General features: G+C 73.0%; 16 protein-coding genes and 1 pseudogene. 3 read left to right on the top strand and 14 right to left on the bottom strand.

Annotation, left to right across the window (positions count from 1 at the left end; all coding sequences use genetic code 11):
• Positions 1–185 precede the first annotated feature (185 nt).
• On the bottom strand, positions 186–791 hold the full coding sequence (locus tag K7396_RS28330) for a LysM peptidoglycan-binding domain-containing protein (protein WP_086719876.1): 606 nt from the start codon (positions 789–791) through the stop codon (positions 186–188).
• 284 nt (positions 792–1075) lie between these two features.
• On the opposite strand from K7396_RS28330, the gene K7396_RS28325 reads away from it, so the two are divergent.
• Together K7396_RS28325 and K7396_RS28320 are read left to right on the top strand one after the other, a co-directional pair.
• Positions 1076–1873, top strand: a complete 798-nt coding sequence (locus K7396_RS28325) for a hypothetical protein (RefSeq protein ID WP_152105026.1) — start codon at positions 1076–1078, stop codon at positions 1871–1873.
• Positions 1874–1991: 118 nt separating this feature from the next.
• Positions 1992–2336: a hypothetical protein gene (locus K7396_RS28320; protein WP_223660223.1), complete on the top strand. Its 345-nt coding sequence runs from the start codon at positions 1992–1994 to the stop codon at positions 2334–2336.
• Positions 2337–2362: 26 nt separating this feature from the next.
• Here the strand turns inward: K7396_RS28320 and der are convergent, their stop codons facing one another.
• The 5 genes from der to aroH all read right to left on the bottom strand — a co-directional run bounded on the left by der (position 2363) and on the right by aroH (position 6839).
• Positions 2363–3823, bottom strand: coding sequence for a ribosome biogenesis GTPase Der (gene der, locus K7396_RS28315; protein WP_086719362.1), 1461 nt, complete (start codon positions 3821–3823; stop codon positions 2363–2365).
• Positions 3824–3919: 96 nt separating this feature from the next.
• A complete protein-coding gene (locus tag K7396_RS28310) occupies positions 3920–4576 on the bottom strand; it encodes a lysophospholipid acyltransferase family protein (RefSeq protein WP_086719361.1) in 657 nt (218 codons plus the stop codon).
• Positions 4573–5307, bottom strand: a complete 735-nt coding sequence (gene cmk, locus K7396_RS28305) for a (d)CMP kinase (protein WP_086719360.1) — start codon at positions 5305–5307, stop codon at positions 4573–4575. Before cmk ends, K7396_RS28310 begins: the two co-directional genes overlap by 4 nt.
• Before the next feature lie 87 nt (positions 5308–5394).
• Positions 5395–6480 carry a prephenate dehydrogenase gene (locus tag K7396_RS28300; RefSeq protein WP_086719359.1) on the bottom strand — a complete coding sequence of 362 codons (1086 nt, stop codon included), beginning with the start codon at positions 6478–6480 and terminating at the stop codon, positions 5395–5397.
• Positions 6477–6839, bottom strand: coding sequence for a chorismate mutase (aroH, locus tag K7396_RS28295; RefSeq protein WP_086719358.1), 363 nt, complete (start codon positions 6837–6839; stop codon positions 6477–6479). Before aroH ends, K7396_RS28300 begins: the two co-directional genes overlap by 4 nt.
• Positions 6840–7084: 245 nt before the next feature.
• Between aroH and K7396_RS28290 the strand changes: the two genes are divergently transcribed.
• Positions 7085–7780 (top strand): nucleotidyltransferase domain-containing protein, encoded by a 696-nt coding sequence (locus K7396_RS28290; RefSeq protein ID WP_086719357.1) that lies wholly within the window; start codon positions 7085–7087, stop codon positions 7778–7780.
• On the opposite strand, the gene K7396_RS28285 is transcribed toward K7396_RS28290, so the two are convergent.
• The 8 genes and pseudogenes from K7396_RS28285 to ald all read right to left on the bottom strand — a co-directional run bounded on the left by K7396_RS28285 (position 7766) and on the right by ald (position 15323).
• A complete protein-coding gene (locus K7396_RS28285; RefSeq protein ID WP_086719356.1) occupies positions 7766–8593 on the bottom strand; it encodes a nucleotidyltransferase domain-containing protein in 828 nt (275 codons plus the stop codon). The two genes, K7396_RS28290 and K7396_RS28285, sit on opposite strands and share 15 nt — an antisense overlap.
• Positions 8586–8732 (bottom strand): annotated as a pseudogene (locus K7396_RS28280) (ADP-ribosylglycohydrolase family protein); the annotation flags it as partial. The pseudogene K7396_RS28280 and the gene K7396_RS28285, both read right to left, overlap by 8 nt.
• A gap of 123 nt (positions 8733–8855) precedes the next feature.
• The gene (locus K7396_RS28275; protein ID WP_086719355.1) at positions 8856–10001 is read right to left on the bottom strand and encodes a pseudouridine synthase; all 1146 of its coding nucleotides are present in this window, start codon (positions 9999–10001) and stop codon (positions 8856–8858) included.
• Positions 10001–10705 (bottom strand): SMC-Scp complex subunit ScpB, encoded by a 705-nt coding sequence (scpB, locus tag K7396_RS28270; protein ID WP_086719354.1) that lies wholly within the window; start codon positions 10703–10705, stop codon positions 10001–10003. The genes K7396_RS28275 and scpB overlap by 1 nt, the downstream gene beginning before the upstream one ends.
• Positions 10702–11808 carry a segregation and condensation protein A gene (locus tag K7396_RS28265; protein ID WP_086719353.1) on the bottom strand — a complete coding sequence of 369 codons (1107 nt, stop codon included), beginning with the start codon at positions 11806–11808 and terminating at the stop codon, positions 10702–10704. The genes scpB and K7396_RS28265 overlap by 4 nt, the downstream gene beginning before the upstream one ends.
• Before the next feature lie 241 nt (positions 11809–12049).
• Entirely contained in the window at positions 12050–12718 is a 669-nt protein-coding gene (locus tag K7396_RS28260; protein ID WP_174887001.1) for a hypothetical protein, read from the bottom strand.
• Complete coding sequence (locus tag K7396_RS28255; protein WP_350250154.1) at positions 12703–13719, bottom strand: ParA family protein; 1017 nt, start codon at positions 13717–13719, stop codon at positions 12703–12705. Before K7396_RS28255 ends, K7396_RS28260 begins: the two co-directional genes overlap by 16 nt.
• 488 nt (positions 13720–14207) lie before the next feature.
• Positions 14208–15323: an alanine dehydrogenase gene (gene ald, locus K7396_RS28250; RefSeq protein ID WP_086719364.1), complete on the bottom strand. Its 1116-nt coding sequence runs from the start codon at positions 15321–15323 to the stop codon at positions 14208–14210.
• Positions 15324–15377: the final 54 nt, after the last annotated feature.

Below are 15377 nucleotides of genomic sequence, written 5' to 3'. Positions count from 1 at the left end.
AGGGTTCCTGGTTGGGCCTTTCGCCAAGTTGTTCCGCAAAAGTTAGGTCATCGGAAGCCGGGCCGGGGAACCCTCCGGGCCGAAATCCCCTCGGTCCGCACCGCGTGACCAGGCCCTGCGCCGGGCCGGACCGGGGCGCGGGACGGCCGCCGTCCGGGCCCGGCCGGGCTCCCGCCGTCCGACCGTCAGTCGTCGCTCTCCGGCCGGGAGTGCGCCTTCGCCTTCCGCGGGAGCCGCAGCTTGATGCCGACCGGCAGCTTGCGGGGGTCCGGTCCGATGGTCGAGCGGTTGGCGCTGTACAGCGCCCGCCAGCCGCCCTTCACGTGGTACTTCTCGGCGATCTCGCCGAGCGTCTCCCCGCGCCGTACGACATGGGTCCGGGCGGGCGGGATCAGCCCGTAGCGCTGGGCGCACTCGGGCCAGGCGCCCCATCCCTGGGCGGCCTGCACCCGCTTCGCGATCTTGATCTGCTCGCCGCGGCTGGCGAGGTCGGCCCGCTCCGCGAAGTCGAGGCCGCCGAAGGCCTCCCAGGTGGGCTGCCAGAACTGCAGCCCGCCGTAGAAGGTGTTGCCGGTGTTGACGTGCCAGTCCCCGCTGCTCTCGCACTCGGCGAGGCAGCCCCAGGGCCACTGGTCGGCGGCGCAGGCGTGCGCGCCCTTGCCCCCGCCGCCGTCGCCGCCCGCCCCGTCGGCGACGGCGTCGCCGGGCAGGCACAGCACGAGGGCGGCGGCCGCGGTGAGCAGCCCGACGGATCCCACGAAGCGCCGAGGCGCCGAAGAGTTGTCCGACATAGCCGGTGACGGTAAGCAGCCGCCGGGCGCTGACCAGCGCGCCACGCCCGCGGGCCCCCGCACCCACCCGGTCCGGTGTACGGAACACCGCCGACTGCAGCAGGTTCTGCGCAAGAGTTGGCGTTATGTGACCGCTTCTGGGGCGGCTTTCCATGGATTTCCGCTGTGCGGGGATTGGTTCGATTCTGTTCCCGCCCTCGCGTGACTCCTGCCGCAGGTCACCCGTTGTCCTGGTACGAGCCGGGAGACCACCCGGCTGACGCACAGAGATCGAGGAGCCACCCGTGCCGCGCATGCTCGACGTCAGCGACGACGTTCGCGCCGAGATCGGCGACGAAGAAGCCGACCGCCTGCTGGCCGGTGGCGACGCCCCCGGCAGCTACGACTGCACCTCCTGCCGGACCCCCGGCGACAGCGAGCAGGAGCGCACCAGCACCGTCCTGTTCGTGGGCGAGGAGACCGCGGTGCTCGCGTTCGCCCACGCCACCTGCATCCCCTCGCAGGTCGTCCCGGTGTCGGAGGAGCAGCTCCAGGGAGCCGTGCGCTCCATCACCGGAGAGGACGCCGCCCCCCAGAACCCCGCCCCGGCCGTCCCGCTCCCCACCGCCCCGCGCCAGGCCACCCTCGGGATCACCTGCGGCCTGGTGCTGGTCGAGAACGACCTGCGCCCGGCCCTGGTGGTCGAGCCGGACGGCCCGATCGCCCGCCCCGGCTCGGCCGGGCCGGACGACGCGTTCCTCCCGCTGCTCCTGGAGCAGGGCTTCCAGCCGGTGACGGACATGAACCAGCTCCCGGCCCCGAACCCGGGCTGGTCCGCGCTGCTGGCCATGGGCAAGCTGCACGCCGTCCTGCAGCCGGGCGCCGCCGGCCAGCAGGCCGCCTGGTGGCAGGCCCACCAGCCGCTGGCCGTCTCCGACGGCTGGCGCGCCGCCGCCAACAAGGCGCAGTCGGTGCTGATGTACGCGGCGCCCGCGGGCTCCATCGGCCACCAGCCCCGCGAGGACCTGATGCGGGAGGCGCTGGAGAACGCCGCGGCCAAGGGCGCCCTGGTCGCCGCGGAGATGCCGCTGGCCGGCACCTGACCGTCCCCGGCACCCGATCGCGGGGGCAGGACCGCCGATCCGGACGGTCATGCCCTCGCGATCAGCCATTTCCGCACGAAAGCCGCATCCCGCGGCCACCGGGGTCGTTGGCACATACGTGCACGCATACGACCCCTCCGCCCGCGCCCCGTACAGCCCCCCGATCCCCGGCATGCGCCCGTCCTACGAACACCGGACGGCGCAGCCCACGGACCACGCCGCGGCCACGCCGATCTACGACGCGCTGTACGCCGAGTACCGCCGCGCCTTCCGGGCCCTGCCCGGGGACCGTACGGACGAGCCGGAGCTCCCGGAGTCGCTGCGCGGCAGCGGGAGTTGGAGCCGCGCGGCGGGTCCCGCGGGCCACTGGGAGGTCGTGAGCCGCCCGTCGTACCACCCGCGGGGCCATGTTCCGGCGGCGCTGCCGCCGGCGCGGCGGGACACCCGGCCGCACGGACACTGATCCGTCCGCGCGGCCCGGGGCCGCCGCTACTTCTTCTTGCTGCGCTTCTCGCGCACCCGCACCGAGATGTGGATCGGCGTGCCGTCGAAGCCGAACTCCTCGCGCAGCCGCCGCTCGACGAAGCGGCGGTAGCCGGCCTCCAGGAAGCCGGAGGCGAACAGGACGAAGCGCGGAGGCTTGGTGCCCGCCTGGGTGCCGAAGAGGATGCGGGGCTGCTTGCCGCCGCGGATCGGGTGCGGGTGGGAGGCGACGATCTCGCCGAGGAAGGCGTTCAGCCGCCCGGTGGGGATCCGGGTCTCCCAGCCGGCCAGCGCGGTCTCGATCGCCGGGACCAGCTTCTCCATGTGGCGGCCGGTGCGCGCGGAGACGTTCACCCGCATCGCCCAGGGGATCTGCACGAGGTCCCGCTCGATCTCCCGCTCCAGGTAGAAGCGGCGCTCCTCGTCGAGGGTGTCCCACTTGTTGTAGGCGATGACCAGGGCGCGTCCGGCCTCCACGGCCATCGTCACGATGCGCTGGTCCTGGACGCTGATGGACTCGGACGCGTCGATCAGGACGACGGCGACCTCGGCCTTCTCGACGGCCGCCGCGGTGCGCAGCGAGGCGTAGTAGTCGGCGCCCTCCTGGAGGTGCACCCGGCGGCGGATGCCGGCGGTGTCCACGAACTTCCAGGTCTTGCCGCCCAGTTCGATCATCTCGTCGACCGGGTCGCGGGTGGTGCCGGCGATCTCGTTGACGACCACCCGCTCCTCGCCGGCGACCTTGTTCAGCAGCGACGACTTGCCGACGTTCGGGCGGCCGATCAGCGCGATGCGGCGGGGGCCGCCCAGCGCGGTGCCGAAGGTCTGCGCGGGGGCCTCGGGCAGGGCGTCCAGGGCGGCGTCGAGCATGTCGCCGGTGCCCCGGCCATGCAGCGCGGAGACCGGGTAGGGCTCGCCCAGGCCCAGCGACCACAGCATGGCGGCGTCGGCCTCGCCGGACGGGCCGTCGACCTTGTTGGCGACCAGGACGACGGGCTTGCCGGCCCGGCGCAGCAGCTTGACGACGGCCTCGTCGGTGTCGGTGGCACCGACCTTGGCGTCGACGACGAAGACCACCGCGTCGGCCGCCTCGATGGCGAACTCGGCCTGCATCGCCACGGATGCGTCGATGCCGAGGACGTCCTGCTCCCAGCCGCCGGTGTCGACGACCTTGAAGCGGCGGCCGTTCCAGTCGGCCTCGTACGTGACGCGGTCGCGGGTGACGCCCGGCCGGTCCTCGACGACCGCCTCGCGGCGGCCGATGATGCGGTTCACCAGGGTCGACTTGCCGACGTTGGGGCGGCCGATGACGGCGAGGACGGGCAGCGGGCCGTGGCCGGCCGCGGCGATGTCGCCCCCGACCTCCTCGAGATCGAAGCCCTCCTCTGCGGCGAGCTCCATGAACTCCGCGTACTCGGCGTCGCCAAGCGCACCGTGCTCGTCGCCGGTAGGGATCTGGTCGTTCATGAAGTCCGTTCCTCACGCATTCAATGTGCGGCTACCGCCGCGTGGTCCTCGTGGCCGGTGGGCCGCTCGTCCGCGGCCCACCGGCTCAAGTCTGGTTCAGCGCCCGGTCAGGCGCCTGGCCTCTGCCAGGTGGGCGGTCAGCCGCTCCTGGATCCGTACGGTCGCCTCGTCGAGCGCCTTACGGGTGCGCCGTCCGCTGCCGTCCCCTGCCTGGAACCCGTCACCGAAGACGACGTCCACGCGGGAGCGCAGCGGCGGCACGGCCGACGACAGCCGGCTTCGCCCGTCCTTGCCGCCGAGCACCGCCACCGGCACCACCGGGGCGCCGGAGCGCACCGCGAAGTACGCCAGGCCCGCCCGCAGGGAGGCGAAGTCGCCCTCGCCGCGGGTGCCTTCCGGGAAGATCCCCAGCACGCCGCCCTGGTCCAGCACCCCGAGGGCGTCGGTGATCGCCTTGCGGTCGGTGGTGTCGCGGTCCACCTTCAGCTGCCCGATGCCCCGCAGGAACGGGTCCAGCGGGCCGACGAAGGCTTCCTTCTTGATCAGGAAGTGCACCGGCCGCGGCGCGGTGCCCATCAGCATCGGGCCGTCGATGCCGTGCGAGTGGTTGACCGCGAGGATCACCGGCCCGGCCGACGGCACCCGCCAGGCGCCCAGCACCCGCGGGCGCCACAGCCCGTACATCAGACCGATGCCGATCCGCCGGCCGACCGCGGCGCCCGCCTCGCTCGGGGCCCCGCCGCTGTCGGTCACCGGGCGACCCGCCCTGCCTTCTCGGCGCCGGCGCCCTCGATGAGGGTGACCACGCACTCGATGACCTGCTCCAGCGTGAGCTCGGTGGTGTCGACCTCGACGGCGTCGTCCGCCTTGGCCAGCGGGGAGGTCTTGCGGCCGGAGTCGGCGGCGTCCCGCTTGATCAGCGCCTCGCGGGTGGCGGCCAGGTCACTGGCCTCCTTGCCCTTGAGCTCGCCGCTGCGGCGGGCCGCCCGCGCCTCGGGGGAGGCGGTCAGGAAGACCTTGAGGTCGGCGTCGGGCAGGACGGTGATGCCGATGTCCCGGCCCTCGACGACGATGCCGTCGGGCGCCTCGGCGGCGATGCTGCGCTGCAGATCGGTGATCAGGGTCCGGACCTCGGGCACGGCGCTGACGGCGCTGACCGCGGAGGTGACCTCCTGGGTGCGGATCGGGCCCGCGGCGTCCAGGCCGTCGACCGTGATGGTCGGGGCGGCCGGGTCGGTGCCGGAGACGATCACGGGCTTGGCGGAGGCGTCGGCCACCGCGGTGGCGTCGTTGACGTCGATGCCGTTGCTCAGCATCCACCACGTGATCGCGCGGTACTGGGCGCCGGTGTCGAGGTAGCCGAGGCCCAGCTTGGCGGCCACGGCCTTGGACGTGCTGGACTTGCCCGTGCCTGCGGGGCCGTCGATGGCGACAATCACTGCTGCCGGGGCGGTCCGGGCGGCGGTTTCCACGGTGACGAACACCTTTCTTGTTACACGGGGCGGGGGTCCAAGGGCCATAAGGGCCTCGGACAAGGTTACTGGCTCACCCGCACGGCGCCGTCCACGGTGTCACTGCCGGATGGACCAGCCCCGCTCCCGCAGCTCGGCGATCAGCCCCGGCACGGCCTGCGGCTCCACCATGAGCTGGATGAAGCCCGCCTGCTGGCCGGTGGCGTGCTCGATGCGGACGTCCTCGATATTGACCCCGGCCCGGCCGGCGTCGGCGAAGATCCGGGCCAGCTCGCCGGGCTGGTCGCCGATGTGCACGGCGACGATCTCGTAGGTGGCCGGGGCGGCGCCGTGCTTGCCGGGCACCCGCTCGCGCCCGGCGTTGCCGCGGCGGAGCACGTCCTCGATGCCGCCGGCGCCGCTGCCGCGCTTCGCGTCGTCGGCGGACTCCAGGGCGCGCAGCGAGCGGACCGTCTCGTCCAGGTCGGCGGCGATCTCGCCCAGCACATCGGCGACCGGGCCCGGATTGGCGGCGAGGATGTCGATCCACATCGCCGGATCGGAGGCCGCGATCCGCGTCACATCCCGGATGCCCTGGCCGCAGAGGCGCACGGCGGTCTCGTCGGCGCCCTTGAGGCGGGCCGCGACGAGGCTGGAGACCAGCTGCGGGGTGTGCGAGACCAGGGCGACGGCGCGGTCGTGCGCGTCGGCGTCCATCACCACCGGGACGGCCCGGCACAGGGCGACCAGCTCCAGGGCGAGGTTGAGCACCTCGGTGTCGCCGTCGCGGGTCGGGGTGAGCACCCAGGGCCGGCCTTCGAAGAGGTCGGCGGTGGCGGCCAGCGGGCCGGAGCGCTCCTTGCCGGCCATCGGGTGGGTGCCGAGGTAGCCGGTCAGCGCGCAGCCCATGGCCTCCAGCTCGCGGCGCGGGCCTCCCTTGACGCTGGCGACGTCGATGTAGGCGCGGGCCGCCCCGCGCCGGATGGCACCGGCCAGCGCCGCCGCGACATGGGCCGGCGGCACGGCCACGATGGCCAGGTCGACCGCCTCCGGGGGCGGCTCGGCGGTGCCGGCGCCCAGCGCGGCGGCCGTCCGGGCCTGGGCCTGGTCGTGGTCCTCCAGGAAGACCTGGACGCCCCGCCCCTGCAGCGCGAGGGCGGCGGAGGTGCCGATCAGGCCCGTTCCGATGACGAGTGCGGTCCTCACTGCGCGATGTCCTTTCGCAGCGCCCCGGCGGCGCCGAGGTAGACGTGGGCGATCCCGGCCTTGGACAGATCGGTCTCGACGTGGGCGAGCACCCGCACCACGCGCTCCATGGCGCCGGTGATGTCCAGCTCCTGGGCGCAGATCAGCGGGACGTCGGTGATGCCCAGGGCGCGCGCGGCGGCGGCCGGGAAGTCGCTGTGGAGATCGGGGGTGGCGGTGAACCACACGCTGATCAGGTCGTCCGCCCGGAGGCCGTTGCGTTCGAGGAGGGCGGTGAGCAGCTCGCCGACCTGCTCCTGCATGTGCTCCGCGTCGTCCCGCTCCAGCTGGACGGCCCCGCGGACCGCTCGTACCGCCACGTCACTGCTCCCCTGCGTCCTGTGCCGCGTCACGTCACGCATCTGTGCGCGCACTGATCAGCGTAACCAGCCGCACCGGCAATCCGTACGCGCAGGCCGTACGGCGGGACGGCCGCGCGGGACGACGGCGGACTCTCCGGGCGCCGCGACCGGCCGCCCACCGACGGTGACACGGCTTCCGGAGTGCGGCATTCCGCCCCGGAAACCTGGTGACATTCGCCGTCCCGCCAGCGACAATCGCCGCCATGTCCGAAGCCGCCGAAGGTCACACCCTGGTCGCCGAGCACACCGTCTACGCCTGTGTGATGGGCTCGCGCGCCTTCGGTCTGGCCACGGAGACCAGTGACACCGACCGGCGCGGGGTCTTCCTCGCCCCCACCCCGCTGTTCTGGGGATTCGAGAAGCCCCCGACCCATGTGGAGGGGCCGCGCGAGGAGGAGTTCTCCTGGGAGCTGGAGCGGTTCTGCCACCTGGCGCTGCGTGCCAACCCCACCATCCTGGAGTGCCTGCACTCCCCGCTGGTGGAGCGGGTCGACGCCACCGGCCGGGAGCTGCTCGCGCTGCGCGACGCCTTCCTGTCCCGGCAGGCCCACCGCACCTTCGCGGGCTACGCCGGCGGCCAGCTCAAGCAGCTGCGGGCGGACGTGCGCCAGCACGGCGCGCCCCGCTGGAAGCACGCCATGCACCTGCTGCGGCTGCTGGCCTCCTCCCGCGATCTGCTCCGCACCGGCCGGCTCACCCTGGACGTCGGCCCGGACCGGGAGGAGCTGCTGGCGGTCCGGCGCGGCGAGGTGGCCTGGGAGACGGTGGAGCGCCGGATGGCGCGGCTGGCCGAGGAGGCCGAGGCCGCGGTGTCCGGCTCACCGCTGCCGGCCGAGCCGGACCGGGGCCGGGTGGCCGACTTCCTGTTCCGGGCCCGGCGCGCCTCAGCGCTGGGCTGAGGTGCCGGCCGTCCTGACGCGGACGAGGAGGTCGTGCAGCGCCTCGTGGGCACCGGGAGCGTCCGGCAGGGCCGTCGCGTCCTGCGCGGCGTCCAGCCGGGCGTGCAGCGCCTCGACGTCCCTGCGCAGCCGCTCCGGGCCGGCCACGCCGCCTGCCGTGCCGTGTTCGGCCTCCTCCTTGGCCGCGATCAGCTCCGGTATGTAGGCGGGCGCGGCCAACTCGTCCGCCAGCGTGGGCAGATGGGGCTGGACCCGGCCGCTGTCCATGAGGTGGATGCCGGTGAGCAGCACCCGCAGCGTGTACAGCAGCGGCTTCAGCTCGCCGGTCTTCTCGAACAGCCGCCACTGGGTCCCGGCGAAGCCCCGGTAGTGGTGGGCGTGGTGGGAGGTGAGCAGGTCCGGCACCAGCGCGAGCAGCTCGTCGTGCACGGCTGTGGTGTGCACGACCAGGGGCGAGACCAGCTGCTCCAGGACGTAGCCGTTGCGCCGGAGCAGAAGCCGGGCGAACTTGCGCAGGTCGTGCGAGACCAGGTCCAGCTCGGTGCGGCCCTGCTCCCACATCCGGGTCCGGGTCTCCTCCGGCTCGTGCAGCCCGAGGAGGGCGGCAGCCGGCAGGAGGTGGGCGCCGCGCAGGTCGACGTCGGAGTCCCGGGACGGGAAGCCGTACAGGTGCGCGCCCGATACCGTCGCGAAGACCAGCGGATCGTCCTGTCCGGCGACCACGGCCCCCAGGTCGACGGCGGGCAGCCCGGCCGCGCGCAGGACGGCCTCCCGCGCGCTGACCGTTTCACCGGCTACCGGGTTCTCACGCATCCCGGACCTCCCCCAGTGCCGGCAGTTCGCCGCGGTACTCGATACGGGCCGCCCACTCCTCGGGCCGGGCGCCGGCCCCCAGGTGGGCACCCGCGAAGGCGCCGGTGAGGCAGGCGATCGGGTCGGAGTCGGCGACGGTCCCCGTGACCCCCGTGGACAGCATGGAAAACCACCCCTTAATGTCGCAGTGACATTAAGGGGTGGCCGGGCGGGCCCGCAAGGCGTTTCCCGTCCTGCGGGCCCGCCGGAGACGGCGGCGGGTCTAGAGCTCGACCTCGCGCATCAGCATGCCGACCTCGGTGTTGGTCATCCGGCGCAGCCAGCCCGACTTCTGGTCACCCAGGGCGATCGGGCCGAAGCTCGTACGGACCAGCTTGTCGACGGGGAAACCGGCCTCCGCCAGCATCCGGCGCACGATGTGCTTGCGGCCCTCGTGGAGCGTGACCTCGACGAGGTAGTTCTTGCCGGTGTTCTCCACGACCCGGAAGTGGTCGGCGCGGGCGTAGCCGTCCTCCAGCTGGATGCCGTCCTTGAGCTGCTTGCCCAGGTCGCGCGGGAGGGGGCCCTGGATCGCGGCCAGGTAGGTCTTCTTGACGCCGTAGCGCGGGTGCGTCAGACGGTGGGCCAGCTCGCCGTGGTTGGTGAGCAGGATGATGCCCTCGGTCTCGGTGTCCAGCCGGCCGACGTGGAACAGCCGCGTCTCCCGGTTGGTGACGTAGTCGCCCAGGCACTGGCGGCCGTCGGGGTCCTCCATGGTGGAGACCACACCGGCCGGCTTGTTCAGCGCGAAGAAGAGGTACGACTGGGTGGCGACCGTCAGGCCGTCGACCTTGATCTCGTCCTTCTCGGGGTCGACCCGGACGCCCTGCTCCATGACGATCTGGCCGTTGACCTCGACCCGCGCCTGCTCGATCAGCTCCTCGCAGGCCCGCCGCGAGCCCATACCGGCCCTGGCCAGCACCTTCTGCAGGCGCTCGCCCTCCTGGTCGCCGAACGTCTTGGGCGTCTTGACCTGCGGCTTGTTGTGGCGGGCGCGGTTGCGCTCCTCCACCTGGGCGTCGTACTCACGGGGCCGCGCGGGCGCCTGGCCGCGGCCGCGCTGCGGGCCGCCCTTGGCACCGGGGCGGGACCCCTTGGAGGCCGCGCCGGTGCGCGGACCGCCCTTGGCGCCGCCGCGGGCCGCCGCGCCCCGGCTGCCGCCGCTCTTGGGGCCGCCGCTCTTGGGACCACCGCTCTTGGCGCCGCCGCGGCCGTCCTTGCCTCCGCCCTGGTCGCCGGGGCCGCCCACGTCGTAGCGGCGCTCCTCGGGACGGGGACGGCCGGCGCGCTGCTGCTTCTCGTCCCTCTTGTTGCCCGCGCCGCGGTAGTTGCCCCGCCCGCTGTCGTTGTTCCTGCCGCTGCTTCGCATCAATGATCCGTCTGAGAGTCGCCGCTGTCGTCTACGTCGAACGACGGGATACCTTCCGGGGAATCGCCCTCGACCGCGTCCGCCTCGGGGAGGAACGGTGCGAGCTCAGGGAGCTCGTCCAGGCCGCGCAGGCCCATCCGCTCCAGAAAGTAGTTCGTCGTCCTGTACAGGATCGCACCTGTTTCAGGTTCCGTCCCCGCCTCCTCCACCAGGCCGCGCTGGAGGAGCGTGCGCATCACACCGTCACAGTTCACGCCGCGTACGGCCGAGACACGGGAACGGCTGACCGGCTGACGGTACGCGACCACGGCCAGAGTCTCCAAAGCCGCCTGGGTGAGCCGGGCCTGCTGCCCGTCCAGGACGAAGCTCTCCACCGCGTCCGCGTACGCGGCGCGGGAGTAGAACCGCCAGCCGCCGGCCACCAGCCGCAGATCGAAGCCCCGGCCCTGGCGGGCGTAGTCGTCGGACAGCTCGCGCAGCGCCAGCGCGACCGCACGGCGGGGCCGCTGCAACACCCTGGCCAGGTGTTCCTCGGTCGCGGGCTCGTCGACGACCATCAAGACGGCCTCCAGCGCGGGCTTCAGCGCCAGCTCGGCCACGCCCAGCGCCCCGGCCGGTGCGCCGGACCGCTCCCCGGGGGCCTCGCCCGCGCCGGCCTCCGCCTCCGTGATGTCGTACGCCCCGCTGTCGGCCACGCCGCTCATGCCCGCTCCTTCGCCGTGTCTGCTCCCTGCTCCGCCGCGTCGTCCCGCGGCCCCGGCTCCCGGTCGAACTCGTCCGTGACCACCGGCTCGGCCCCCTCCGCGCCCGTCCAGCGCACCTGCAGCGCCCCCAGGGCCTCCTCCTGCTCCAGGACCACCACCCGCTCCCGGTAGAGCTCCAGCAGGGCCAGGAAGCGCGCCACGACGGTCAGGGTGTCCGGCGCGTCCGCGCACAGTTCGCGGAAGCCGGCCTCGCCCGCCTCCCGCAGCCGCGCCATCACCACCTCGGCCTGCTCCCGCACGCTCACCAGCGGCGCGTGGATGTGGTCGACATAGACCTGCGGCCGGGCCTTGGGCTGCATCGCCTTCACCGCGAGCCTGGCGAACCCGTCCGCTCCGGTGCTGATGACCACCTCGGGCAGCAACTCGGCGAGGTACGGCTCCAGCCCGACCGTACGGGGATAGCGGCGGGCCTCGTCCGCCAGCCGGCCGCTGAAGATGTCCGCGATCCGCTTGTAGGCGCGGTACTGCAGCAGCCGGGCGAAGAGCAGGTCGCGGGCCTCCAGGAGCGCGAGGTCCGCCTCGTCCTCCACCTCGGCCGCGGGCAGCAGCCGGGCCGCCTTCAGGTCCAGCAGCGTCGCCGCGACGACCAGGAACTCGGTGGTCTGGTCCAGATCCCAGTCCGGCCCCATGGCCCGGATGTGCGCCATGAACTCGTCGGTCACCTTCGACAGCGCGACCTCGGTGACGTCCAGCTTGTGCTTGGAGATCAACTGCAGCAGGAGGTCGAAGGGCCCCTCGAAGTTGTCCAGGCGGAGGGTGAACGTCCCGTCACCGGGCTCCGGGGGCGTGTCGCCGGCCTCTGGTGCCTCGGAGGCCGGGAAGCCGCCGGGGCCCTCCTCGGGAGCCGAGGCTGCTGCCGGGGGCGCGTCGCCGGCCTCCGGTGCCTCGGCCGCACCTGCCGCCCCGGTCGCCTCGGTATCGTCCGACGCGTCGGGCCGAACCGGTGCCGCGGGCTCATCCGGCGCCACCGGCTCCGCGGCGGCCCCCCGCCCGAGAGGTCTGCGGGCGCGGGGCGCGGGGGCGTCGTCGTTGGTCGTCGGCATCGCGGTCCATGGTGCTGCGGTCCCGCGCCGGGGGCGGCGGGCTGGTCAGGGGCGGGAGACCCCGCCGAGGAGGCAGGCTATCCCGCCGCGCCCGTGCCATGGCCGACCCGGCGCGGCCGGCCCCGCGCGGCGTGACGTTTCCGCACCGCGGCCACCGTCACAGGACATCTCCGCCGCCCCGGCGGGCGGCCGTCACAACGGCGTCCCACGGGCACCGGACCGGCCGCGCGGGCGCCGGGCGTCAGCGCCCCCGCAGCCGCCGCACGAGGATGCTGGCGTCGCCGCGCGACTCCAGGTCGGCGAGGACGACGGCGACCGCCTCGCGGACGATCCGGCCGCGGTCCACGGCGAGGCCGTGTTCGCCGCGCAGCACCAGCCGCGCGTGTTCGAGGTCCATGAGCTCCTCGGCGGAGACATAGACGGTGATCTTCTCGTCGTGCCGTTCCCGGCCGCTGGGGCGGCGGTTGGCGCCGCGGGAGCCGCCGCGCCGGCGGCCCTGGCCGCCGGCCTGCGCGGCCGCCGCGGCCGCGTCGGAACCCGCCTGGCCGCCCTGGCCCGCCGCGGCCCGGTGGCCCTTGGCGGTGTCGCCGTCGCCCTCCCGGCCGCTGTGCTCGGCGGGGGACCCGACGGCGGGCACCCGCGGCGGCGTGGCCGGTCCGCCGTCACCGGCCGTCGCCGCCGGGGCGTCCCAGGCGCCGGGGGCCCCGGGCCGGCGCTGCCGTACGGCGGTGGCCGTCTCCGGCGTCTCCTCCGCGGTGTCGGGCTCGCCGGCCGGTGCGGGCACCCGGGGCGCCTCGCCGCCTGCCGCGGAGCCGTTCGCCGCGCGGCGGGGGCTGGAGGGCTGCAGCCCCACTCCCCCGGTGGTACGGAACAGTTCGTCGGCTCCCGGCAGACTCACTCGGCGTGACACCGGGCGAGCACCTCCCTGGCGAGCTGGCGATAGGCGGCGGCGCCGACGGAGTTGGAGGCGTACGTGGTGATCGGCTCGCCCGCGACGGTGGTCTCGGGGAAGCGGACCGTACGGCCGATGACGGTGTGGTAGACGTGGTCGTCGAAGGCCTCGACGACCCGCGCCAGGACCTCGCGGCTGTGCACCGTGCGGGAGTCGTACATCGTCGCCAGGATGCCGTCGAGCTCCAGCTCGGGGTTGAGCCGCTCCTGGACCTTCTCGATGGTCTCGGTGAGCAGCGCGACACCGCGCAGCGCGAAGAACTCGCACTCCAGCGGCACGATGACCTTGTGAGCCGCCGTCAGGGCGTTGACGGTGAGCAGGCCGAGGGAGGGCTGGCAGTCGATGACGATGTAGTCGTAGTCGGCCAGCAGCGGCTTCAGGGCGCGCTGCAGGGTCGACTCGCGCGCGACCTCGCTGACCAACTGCACCTCTGCCGCGGACAGGTCGATGTTGCTGGGCAGCAGGTCCATGTTGGGGACCGCGGTCTTCAGGAGCACCTCGTCGGCCGCCATGCCCCGCTCCATGAGCAGGTTGTAGACGGTCAGGTCGAGCTCCATCGGGTTGACGCCGAGTCCGACCGACAGGGCGCCCTGCGGGTCGAAGTCGACGAGCAGCACCCGTCGTCCGTATTCGGCGAGCGCGGCACCGAGGTTGATGGTCGAGGTGGTCTTGCCGACCCCGCCCTTCTGGTTGCACATCGCGATGATCTTGGCGGGGCCGTGCTCGGACAGCGGTCCCGGGATGGGGAAATAGGGGAGCGGGCGTCCGGTCGGGCCGACGCGCTCCCGACGCTGGCGCGCGGCGTCCGGCGCGAGCGTCGCGGCGTATTCGGGGTCCGGCTCGTACTCCGCGTCCGGGTCGTAGAAGTGCCCCTGGGGCAGGTCGTCGTAGTCGGCGAGACGGGCGGGTTCTCCACTGCCCCGGTCGCCGGCCATGGCGTTCACGTGATGGCCGTCCATGCTCTGGTGGGCTGTCGTGGAAATGCTCTGGTGGGCTGCGAAGGTGTGGACCGCGACGGAGCCGACAGCCTCGCGCCCCGAGGGGTCCTGGCCCCCTGCAACCGCTCCTGGTTGACCACCTCCGGGAGTAAATGTCGACTCATTCACAAGTCGTCTTACCTCCTTGGATGTGACCAGGAAACTTTATCGATAGGTCAGCGTGGCACCATGCCGACGGTTGGCGACTCTATGGCGTGTCGGGCGTCCGCAGCAACACAATCCACCGGACCCGGCACGATGTGTCGGTAACCGGACCCCCGATGTCAAGGGCGCACGTCGCATCGGACCGAAGTTTCCGGGGTGCGCGAAACGGCTAAAGGGTCACGTTCGCGGCGAGTTGGGGGCCGGCGTTCCGGAACAGGGGCTTCCGTGCTCCCCCAATGCGACCGGCCGGGCCTTGTTGCCAAGGCCCGGCCGGATATGCAGCGTTGACGCGCGTCGTTGACGTCTCAGCCGAGGAGGGTGCGCAGTTCGACGTGCTCCAGGCCGTGCGCCTCGGCGACGGGGCCGTAGACGACCTTGCCGTCGTGCGTGTTCAGGCCCTTGGCCAGCGCCGGGTCACGGCGCAGCGCCTCGACCCAGCCGCGGTTCGCCAGCTCCACGATGTAGGGCAGCGTGGCGTTGGTGAGCGCGTGGGTGGAGGTGTTCGGCACCGCGCCGGGCATGTTGGCCACGCAGTAGAAGACCGAGTTGTGGACCGCGAAGGTCGGCTCGGCGTGCGTGGTGGGACGGGAGTCCTCGAAGCAGCCGCCCTGGTCGATCGCGATGTCGACAAGAACACTTCCGGGCTTCATCTTGGCGACGAGCTCGTTGGTGACCAGCTTCGGGGCCTTGGCGCCGGGGATCAGGACCGCGCCGACGACGAGGTCGGCCTCGACGACGGCCTTCTCCAGCTCGTAGGCGTTGGAGACGATCGTCTGCACCTTGGTGCCGAAGATCTTGTCGGCCTCGCGGAGCTTGTTGATGTCCTTGTCGAGCAGGGTGACGTGGAAGCCGAGGCCCACGGCGATCTGCAGGGCGTTCCAGCCCGAGACGCCGCCGCCGATGATGACGGCCTTGCCCGCGTGGACACCGGGGACACCACCGGGCAGCACACCGCGGCCGCCGGCCTGGCGCATCAGGTGGTAGGCGCCGACCTGCGGGGCGATACGGCCCGCGACCTCGGACATCGGGGCGAGCAGCGGCAGCTGGCGGCCGGCCGTCTCGACGGTCTCGTAGGCGATCGCGGTGGTGCCGGACCCGAGCAGCGCGTCGGTGCACTCCCGGGAGGCGGCCAGGTGCAGGTAGGTGAAGAGCGTCTGGTCCTTGCGGAGGCGGTGGTACTCCTCCGCGATCGGCTCCTTGACCTTCAGCAGCAGGTCAGCGGTGCCCCAGACCTCGTCGGCGGTGTCCAGGATGGTGGCACCGGCGGAGACGTACTCCTCGTTCGGGATGGAGGAGCCGACGCCGGCGTCCTTCTCGATGAAGACCTGGTGGCCGTGGCGGACGAGTTCGTTGACTCCGGCGGGCGTGATGGCCACGCGGAACTCGTTGTTCTTGACCTCGCGGGGGATGCCGACCTTCACGTCGATCACGGTCCTTGAAAGAGAGGGTGCAGGAGGAATTATCCCCTCATGCGT

Origin of the sequence: Streptomyces angustmyceticus, from assembly GCF_019933235.1 — a bacterium.
In the GTDB taxonomy this organism is placed as follows: domain Bacteria; phylum Actinomycetota; class Actinomycetes; order Streptomycetales; family Streptomycetaceae; genus Streptomyces; species Streptomyces angustmyceticus.
This window is presented reverse-complemented; position numbering and strand designations above follow the sequence as displayed.